This is a genomic window from Paramesorhizobium leguminum, from assembly GCF_003217235.1.
GTDB classification, from domain to species: Bacteria; Pseudomonadota; Alphaproteobacteria; order Rhizobiales; family Rhizobiaceae; genus Paramesorhizobium; species Paramesorhizobium leguminum.
The window spans coordinates 1-9,021 of the sequence record NZ_QJTF01000044.1 but is presented as its reverse complement, the minus strand read 5'-3'; the positions used below and the strand labels follow the sequence as shown (position 1 = coordinate 9,021).

5 protein-coding genes are annotated in these 9,021 nt (G+C 59.7%); 3 read left to right on the top strand and 2 right to left on the bottom strand.

Going from position 1 to position 9,021, the window contains the following annotated elements:
• Together C7477_RS18395 and C7477_RS19065 are read right to left on the bottom strand one after the other, a co-directional pair.
• Positions 1-4,116 (bottom strand): FG-GAP-like repeat-containing protein (locus C7477_RS18395; RefSeq protein WP_110754795.1); only part of this gene is annotated, 4,116 nt, incomplete at its 3' end.
• A gap of 565 nt (positions 4,117-4,681) precedes the next feature.
• Positions 4,682-6,550, bottom strand: coding sequence for an autotransporter family protein (locus C7477_RS19065; RefSeq protein WP_181418474.1), 1,869 nt, complete (start codon positions 6,548-6,550; stop codon positions 4,682-4,684).
• Positions 6,551-6,727: 177 nt separating this feature from the next.
• On the opposite strand from C7477_RS19065, the gene C7477_RS19060 reads away from it, so the two are divergent.
• The 3 genes from C7477_RS19060 (at position 6,728) to C7477_RS18385 (ending at position 8,862) form a co-directional block, all read left to right on the top strand.
• Positions 6,728-6,919 carry a hypothetical protein gene (locus C7477_RS19060; protein ID WP_181418473.1) on the top strand — a complete coding sequence of 64 codons (192 nt, stop codon included), beginning with the start codon at positions 6,728-6,730 and terminating at the stop codon, positions 6,917-6,919.
• Between the two features lie 39 nt (positions 6,920-6,958).
• Complete coding sequence (locus C7477_RS19055; RefSeq protein ID WP_181418472.1) at positions 6,959-7,333, top strand: hypothetical protein; 375 nt, start codon at positions 6,959-6,961, stop codon at positions 7,331-7,333.
• A 680-nt stretch (positions 7,334-8,013) separates the two neighbouring features.
• Complete coding sequence (locus C7477_RS18385) at positions 8,014-8,862, top strand: transporter substrate-binding domain-containing protein (RefSeq protein WP_110754793.1); 849 nt, start codon at positions 8,014-8,016, stop codon at positions 8,860-8,862.
• Positions 8,863-9,021 lie beyond the last annotated feature (159 nt).

Genomic DNA, 9,021 nt, shown 5'->3' with positions numbered 1-9,021 from the left:
GATATCGGTGCAGGGCGCGGCAACCTTGCAGAAATACACCGTGCCGCCCACCGTCGGGTTCACCGTCGCCGTCAGCGTCACCTGCGTTCCCGCCGATACCTGCGGCTGGGCCGGCTCGACGGCCAGCGCCACTTTGACCGGGACAGGCTGCCCGACCGTGTAGGGGAGCGACCCGGTCATGCTGTTGAAATAGGCGTCGCCCGGATAGCTGGCGGTGATGGTGATGGGGCCAGACGGCAGATGGGTGACATTCTGCAGTATCGCTACATATTGGTTCGTCTTGCTGTCCAGCGCGAGTTGCGCCCTGCCCAGGAACACATTGCCGTTCTGCGTGGTGAAGGTGACCCACTCGCCCTTGGGGTCGTGTCCCTGCGCGTCGTCGCCGTTCTTGATGCCGAAGGTGGCGGTCAGCGTCACCGGCTGGCCGGCCTTGCTGCTGTCCTGGGGGTCGGCGGTCACCGTCAAGGTGGTATCGAGCTTCTGCGGTGCAAGCCCCACGGAGTTGGATGGCGGGCTCTTCTCGAAGAGTGTGTCGCCGGAATAGACCCCCGCCACCTCGTGATTGCCAGACGACGGGTCGCCGGCCGGCGCCGGCACGTCGGCCGACGCCGTCACCGTCACGGTGGGCTGGACGAGCTCTACGCTGACGTTGTTGTCAAACGCATTGACCACAGCCAGGTCGGAGAACCCGTCGCCGTTGAAATCACCGACAGCCGGCGAAAGAGGGAACACCCCAACTTGCGCGATCGTGCTCGGTGTAAAGGTCCAAGGTTGGCTGCTACTGCCCAGAAGGATCGGGATCTTGCCGCCATTGTCCTCGAAATATATGGCGGCCGCGTCGGCCCAGCCGTCGGCGTTGAAGTCGCCGACCGTCACATTGACGTTGTGCCACGCGGTGCCGGGAAAAGTGACGAAGGGCCTGGGGATAAAATAGCCATTGCCCTGACCCTGGTAGAAGGCCACGAAGCCATCGGAGCTATAGTTCTCGACGCCGACGGTGAAGTCGAGATTGCCGTCGTGATTGAAATCGGCCACTGCCACCGTGCAAACGGTGGCATCGGCGCCGGTGTCGGTGTACTGCGGGCTGGCCTGAAACAGGCCCGTGCCGTCGCCCAGCAGCACCCATACCCTGCTGTTCCCGCCCTGCGGCACGAGGAGGTCCGGGATCGCATCGTTGTTGAAATCGCCGGCGGCGGCGTTGCCGCCATACCGCTTCATGTTGTTGCCGATCATCACCGGGCTGCCCTTCGCAGCGAACTTGCCCGCGCCGTCGCCGAGCCAGATTTGCGAACTGGTTGTCGTGACGAACGCGAGGTCGAGCGTGCCGCTGGTGTCGAAATCGCTCACGACGAAGGCCACCATGTTGCTCGCCGGGGTGGTGATGGGCGCCGTCTCGAAGCCGTCCTTGCCCTTGCCGGTGAAGACGCTGATGTTGGAGGTGGTGCCGACGGCGAGATCGATATAGCCGTCATTGGTGAAGTCGCCCGCCACGACCGGAAAGGCGCCGGCGACATTGGAGATCGTCCAGGACGGCGTGGCGGGGAATGTACCGCCACTCTGCGCCAGGAAGATCTGGATGTTGTTGTCGGTCTGGTTGGCGACGGCGAGATCGAGGAGGCCGTCCTTGTTGAAATCCGCGCCGGCGAGCGAATTGGGAGCCTTGCCGGCGGTCAGCGTCGAACCCTGCACGGCCACGCCGTCGCCGGCCGGCGACAGCGTGGAACTGGTGCCGAGCGGAACGTTGTTGTTGGTCTGGTCGATGATCTCGACCGTGCCGGTCGGCGGGGTCGCGGGCGGCGCGGCGCTGCTGACCGTCACGGGAATGCTGTAGGGACCGTTGCCCAGCGGCTTGCCGAGCGTCGTCTTCGTCGGATACTGGCCCGTTACCGTCAGCGCCTGGGCGGCGGAGGCCGCAGCCACAGATGTGTTCGTGCCGGCAAACTGCGCCTTCAGCGAGTAGGTTCCGATCCTGGGGATGAACGTGATCGACGCTTTTCCATTGAAGACCTGCGCCTCGCCCAAGCGGTTGGCATCCGTGCACAGCTTGGCCGCCGCCTCGCAAAAAGACACCGTGCCGCTCAAGCCCGGCGTCAGCGTCGCCGTCAGCGTCACCGACTTTCCCGCGGCAACGGAAGCCGGATCGATATCGAGGACGATGCCGACCTTGCCCATCGGCTGCTTGTTGGAATCGCTCAGCGCGAACGTATCGTCGCCTTCATAGTGCGCCTCGACCTCGTGCACACCGGTCCAATCCACCGCCACGCCCGTCGCCGTGACGGTTTGTATCAAGCTGGGCTGTCCCAGGGTAATCGTCGCGGTGTCCCCCTGAGGGAAGTATGGGGGAAGGCCAATTGCATAGGAAAATGCGTCGGCGCTTGCCAGATCGGCGATGCCGTCGCCGTTGAAATCGGCACTGGCGATGCCGCTCCCCCCGAACCTCTGCGTCACCTCCGCACTCGGTTTCGATCCAAACCCGAAGTTTCCATCGCCCAGCCAGACCTGCAGCGCGGAGTTTGTGAGATTGTTATGATCGGTATTCAACGTACCGAGATCGGCATGGCCATCGCCGTTGAAATCGCCGACCGTAACAAAGGAATTCGCCACGATCATCGAGCCGCCCAAGACAGCGGTCGCCTTCTTGGTGAAGCCACCGTTGCCGTCGCCTTGAAAGACCATGGCCTTACCAAGTGTGGTATTACCGCCGATGTCGCCCCAGTCTATTCCCGCCATGGCCATATCCAGAATGCCATCGGCGTTGAAATCGGCCAGCGCAACGGATTCGCCAGATACGGGCTGCGTATCCATGTCAGGTTTTTTCGCCTGGAACGAGCCGCTGCCATCACCGATGAACACAGTCGCAGTTGGGGTCCCATAAATAACAATCAGATCGAAATGGCCGCTGGAGGTGAAAACCCCGGTGGCGATCGCTTTGGGAAGGGTACCGCCGGGCTGGCCCGGGAGAGGAATATTGTTCACCGTGAAGTTGCCGACACCGGCGTTGCTAAAGACCGCCAGAGAGGGGACGGTGCCCTTATTGGCGCTCTGCCATGCGACCGCGAAGTCCAGCGCGCCATTGCCATCGAAGTCCGCGACTGCAATGTTTTGTGCCGGCGCGTCGTAGTCCCAGAAGTTGGGGTTGAATATATTGTGGGCCGGATCCATGAATGTGCCGTCACCGTTGTTGTTGCCCCAGGTCGTCACCTCGCCGGCATTGCCAGCGGCCAGATCGATGTAACCATCACTGTTGAAATCCGCCGCCGCCACGCTGATCGGGAGGTTGGGCGTCGGCAGCGTCACCCATGGCGTCGTTGCCATGGCGCCTCCCGCCTGACCGAGAAAGATTTGGACATTCCTGTCGACGTAATTCGCCACCGCAATGTCGGGGCGCCCGTCGTTGTTGAAATCCGCCGTCGCGACAGCCTGAGGCGCGCTGCCCGTCGTCACGCTCTGAATTGGCCGCAAGGCCATCGTATTGGAGGCCGTGCCGGGCAACGAGACGCTTCCGAGCCGGTTATTGGTGGACGTATCGACGATATCGACCATGCCCGTGGGGGATTTTTTGACAGTGGCCGGTGCGATACCGGTGACCGTCACAGGCAGCCGATAGGGACCGGTGCCCTGCGGCGCGGCGAGCGTCGTCGTCGTGTCGTATTGGCCCGTCACCGTCAGCGGAACCGGAGCCGAAGTGGCAGCCTCGTACCCTTTCGTGCCAAGAAACTGCGCCGTCAGCTCGTAGGTGCCGATGCCGGGATAATAGAAGGTCGCAGCCGTTCCGTTGACCAGTTGGACCTCGGCTACGCGATTGATATCCGTGCACAGCTTTGCCTTGCAGATATACACCGTTCCGTTCACCGCCGTTGTCGATACCGACAGCGTCACCCTCGTTCCTACCGTAACAGGGTTGCCGGGTGTTATGCCCAGCTGCACCTTGACCTGTTGGTCCTTCGCCTGCGCCTGCGCCTGCGGCACGATCCCGGTGAGGAGAGCCAACTGGGCGATGAGCATGAGCCCGACCGCGCGCCAGCCCCGGCGCCGGCCGCCGTTCGCCGCGCCTCGGTTTTTCCGGTCGCGGTAGAAGGAGAAAGCATCGGAGATCATGGCAAGAACAGCGGTCATTGGAAAAATCCCTGAGTCACGCGCGTCGCCGATCCGGCGCGCACATCGTGCAATCGCAGTGCAATATCGAGACGGGTAGAAATGCCAAATCGAAGAGCCGCCGGGCACAGTCGCCTTACGCGAACGGCATCGCGCAAAGCCTGCGGCGGGGCAGGCTCTTCTTCAGGATTTTATTTGCGGTGACGGTTTCATCTTATGTCCTTAATGAAATCAATATTCTCCTGCGAAAATGCTTAGATCGAACGGTGCAGCCGGTAAGTTCTTATGTGAACCGCCAAGGCCCACCGGCTCTTCTCAATCTGTGTAATATTTATGCTATCTAATATTCTGCAGGTATATGAGTTTTTCAGAACGGAAATCGCTTATCTTTTTCTTATGGCAGATTCTCGGGACAAGCCCGAGAATGACGGCATGACTGTGCGTCTTCTCTAATCTTTTTCAGGCTGGCATATGCGCGGTGTATTGTCAACAGGCTATACACGCATACCGCGCAAAAGAACCCCGGTCAGCTTGAGATGACCGGGGCGCGGTATGCAGTTTCAAGTCAAAGCCTTCCCGACCTGGCCTACCACCTCACCTTCAGGCCGAGATTGCCGTTGAGCTTGTAGCTATCGGCGAAATGCTCGAGGCTGGTGTCGACCGAGACTTCGCCAAAGAGGGCATATTTACCATCGGCCCAGCTGAAGGTGCCGCCGGCCCCGACGCCGCCCCAGTAGCGGTCGTTCTGCGTGGCGAAGGCCACGTCCTCGACCACGATCTTGCTCGCCTTGGCGAATTCATAAGAGAGATTGGCGATGGCGTAGACTTCGGCCTTGGTCAGCTGGCCCTTGCTGTCACGCCAGGCTTCGCCGTAATCCGCGGAAAGTCCAAGCCGGCCCTTCAGGCTGTCCGTCTCGTCGGTTTTCACACTGGCGCCGAACGTATCTTCGAAACCATCGAATTTCACCGACGACCAGCTGATCTGCGCTTGCGGCGTGATCGTCCAGTTGGGATCGATGGCGAACCGCTTGCCTGCTTCCAGGCTCATGGCATAGCCGAAGCCGTCATTGCCGTCGGCAAGCATGCGACGCGCCGTGTCCGACTGCAGGTCGTTTTTATACCACGTCGTCTGCGCCTGGGCATCGACGTAAATCCCATCATCGCCATACCAGGTGAGCGTGCCGCCGACGCCGTAGCCGGAAGCCTCGACGCTGCCCTGGCCATGCACCGAGCCCATGGTGGCCTTGGCATAGCCATAGTGCACGGTGAGCCCGCCGATCACGCTGCCGGTTTCCGATTCGTAGAGCTGGCCGTCGAGCCCCGCCTCCATGCCATAGGTGTTGACATTGAACCGCGTATCGCTGGTGGAATAGTTCGGCTCGAAGCGGCCATGCGCGCTTTCGATGCGGCCCCAGATATTGGCGGCGCTGGCGATTTCCGGCGTCGCCTCAGGCGGGGCAACCGTCGTGCCGGGTCCATCGCCCTCGTTGAGCTGCGGATTGGCCGCGCCGCTCCAGTAGCGATTGCCGACGCGCTGGCGCAGCGTCCCGACTGCGTTCAACTGCTGCAGCACCTGCGAATAGGCCTCATAGACCGGCACGCCGGGCTGGTAGTGCGGCTTCGGGTTGCAGTCTGGCCCTGTGCACGGCGGGTTCGGGTTGCAGTTGGGGCCTGTGCACGGCGTCAGCTCCGAACGCAGATACCAGTCGCCATCGGCTTTAGTCGTCTTGCCATTCTTGAACAGCCGGTAGGCATAGGCACCGGCGACCACGGCCGGATCGCCTTCAAAATGATAATCTTCTTCCAAAGTGAAGGTGCCGTTGGAGGCGCCGTCCACCTCGATGATCTTGATACCGTTATCGGTCGGCGCGCCGCCGCCTTTGCCGAGGGTGTTGGTGACCGTGACCTTGGTCGCGCCCGCCGTGTCGCCCTTGACGACCAGCTTGTCTGTCGGAGAATCATCGCCGCCAAGCTGTGTATTGAGATTGATGGTGCCGCCGTTCCCCGTATAGTTGCCCGTGGTGAGCGTCTGGAAACCGGTACTATACTGGTAAGAAATCGTTCCACCATTGGTCAGGGTGCCGGTGATATCGGAATTGCCCGTGACGTTCCACGTGGTGCTGGGATTGATGGTGACGCTGGTCACCTTGGTGCCGGCGCCGGTCCATTGCGCGGTATCGCTCAGAGTTATATCCGCGGTGGAGGCCCCGCCCCCCACGGTGATACCCCCGGTCAGCTGCGTAGTACCATCGAAATTGGCGGTGAATGCATTGGCTCCCGCTGTCCCAGGCGCATCCACCAGGATGTTACCGGAGAGAATTGAATCCTTGGCATTCAAAACAAGATTGCCAGGACCGTCATAGAGAGCGCCAAGTCCTGTGGCATTGGTGACAAACGCCAAAGAAGCATTCCCGCTTCCAGTGCCGGCAAAGCCTATGATCTGGGAGCCCGTCATCTCGACGGTTGCCTTGTTGCCTAAAACCAGGAGGCCAGATCCAGGAGAACCGAGCGTGATCCTGCTTCCATCGAATGTAACATGCGGCGTTCCAAGGTAACGCATACCAATGCCGTATAGAGGGCCACCAGAGTTCGTCCCATCAAAGACGCTGTTCGTTACCTTGAGGGAACCCGAGTGGCTGAGGGCCAGGTGGTTCATCGCGATACTGTTGGTCGCGGCATGAATCTTCATGCCGTTCAACGTGATTTGGCTTCCAGTCTGATATGCGTAGAAGCCATGCTCAAAGTTGCCGGTCAAAGTGACCTCGCCTCCGCCCTGAACATCAATATTGCCGTTGCCCTGGGCAACCATAAAATCGGAAGTTGAACCCGCTAACGCTGCTAATGTGCCCGTTAGCGTTGCGTGTTGACCGAAAGTGATGCTGCCGCCATTCGCCGAATTCAGATCACCCGCAGTGAACGCATTATCAGCAATGGTTACCGTCCCACTCAACGTAGTTGCGCCATCAAATTCAACGCTGCTGTTCTTGCCATTCACATAGACGAAGCCTCCGCTAGCCGCTCCCGTGCTGGTGAGCGTCAGGTCTTTGCCTTTAAATGTGTTGGTGTCATTATTCCCAGTTCCTACGTTAATGGCATTAAAACCTCCGCCGCCCATTACTGCGCCGTTCGCTATCGTTCCGCCATCAATGAGATTGACCGTACTGCCGCCCTGCACGAGCACCGCATAGTTTTGGAGGGGGCCATCCGGCACGGTCAGATTCACGGACTGGCCGGCTGAGTTTATCGTGCCGCCAGCTTCAGCCAGGTAGCATTGCGCCTGGTTGCAGGTTGCCGTCGCAGGCGAAAGATTAACCGCTCCTCCGTTGGCGGTCACAAGCGGCTGCGCGAAGGCCGGGGCGCTCAGGGCCAGAAAACAGATCGTCGTCGCACCGCCCAACAGGAGACGGGTTAAGCGTGGCAGGGCCCGGCCCAGGAGCCGCGCCGAGGGCATTTGAGCGTGTTCCAACCCAGCCGCGGCCACTGGCAAGCATGCACCGGCACCAGGCATTTCATATCTCTTCGGCATGACGACAATCTCCCTGTCCCAGCGGCCAAGCCGGGGCGAATCAATAAATAAAGGACCGCGCCTAAGCATAGCCCATGTATATAAATGTATTAATTGAGAAAAGTGAACAATAATCTAATAGTACTCTAGTTTGAATCAAAAGCATTTTTTATACTTGTGTGACTTTTTTGAATATATTGGTAAATACGCCTGTATCGGCATTTATTACATTAGCTATTGGGATGTATTAACAGATATGCCTCGTGGCTCCGCGGATATAAGCCTTCGGGAGGGCGTGATTCCGAGATACCGCCCTCCAGAGCGAATTTCGAAATCAGGAACGACACCGGAACTGAAAGTTTGCTAGTATCCCGATTCTGAAATTCGTCGCGAGCGATATAAAGCCGATACCAATGAGACCGTCAGCGTTCATTTTTGCCCTTGCCGTGGCGGCAACCGTCCAGTTTGCCTGGGCCCCTGTCTTTGCCGCGGGACCGGACATTCCGGCATTTTGGGACCGGCGCGAGCGCGTGGCCAAGCCGGACCTTTCCAAGCTGCGCCGCCTGCGTTTTATAACGAGCGCCGATTTTCCCCCGTTCAATTTCATCGATAGCGGCGGCAGGCTCGCGGGCTATAATATCGATCTGGCCCGCGCCATATGCAGTGAGTTGGGAATAGCCGATATTTGCCAGATCGAGGCAGCGCCCTGGAGCGAGCTTGGCGCGAAGCTGAAAACGGGAGACGGCGAGGCCATTATAGCCGGGCTGGAGCCGACGGCGGAAAACCGCGCCGAGTTCGCGTTCTCGCGGTCTTATCTCGGCCTGCCGGCCCGCTTCGTCACGCAGCGGGGCGCAGCACTTGACGAACCGCTCAACCGCAATCTCAAGGGCAAACGCGTCGGCGTTATCAGTGGAACGGCGCATGAGGCCATGCTGCGCCACTCTTTTCCCAACGCCGTCATCGAGAGCGTTCGCGGAAAAGAACAGCTCTTCGCCGATCTGACAAATGGCAAGATCGACGCCGTTTTCGGCGACGGCATGACGCTCTCCGCCTGGCTTGGGGACAAGGCATCACAAGGCTGCTGCGTCTTTTCCGGCGGCCCCTATCTCGGCTCCCCCTTTCTGGGCCAGGGCATGGGTATCGCGGTTGCAAGCGGGAATGCGCAACTTGCAAACGCCTTCGACCATGCGCTGGAGACGCTGGAACAGAAGGGCACCATGGCGGAATTATATCTGAGATATTTTCCGATTGGTTTTTACTAAGGCATTTCACTTTTGGATGGAACGATACTTTTTTGCCGGGTGCGGCAACTTCACCGTTGAGGCATGGATTCCTGTGACAAGCACAGGAATTGTCTGTTTGTTTCATGCTTAATTGGCGCTGAGGCTGGATGCGATTCCCGGGATGGCCACCCCGGGAAT

Bases quoted from the DNA above. Each gene is read 5' to 3' on its own strand.
- C7477_RS19065 (WP_181418474.1), bottom strand. From the start codon at position 6,550: ATGACGGGCTCCCAGATCATAGGCTTTGCCGGCACTGGAAGCGGGAAT.
- C7477_RS18385 (WP_110754793.1), top strand. From the start codon at position 8,014: ATGAGACCGTCAGCGTTCATTTTTGCCCTTGCCGTGGCGGCAACCGTC.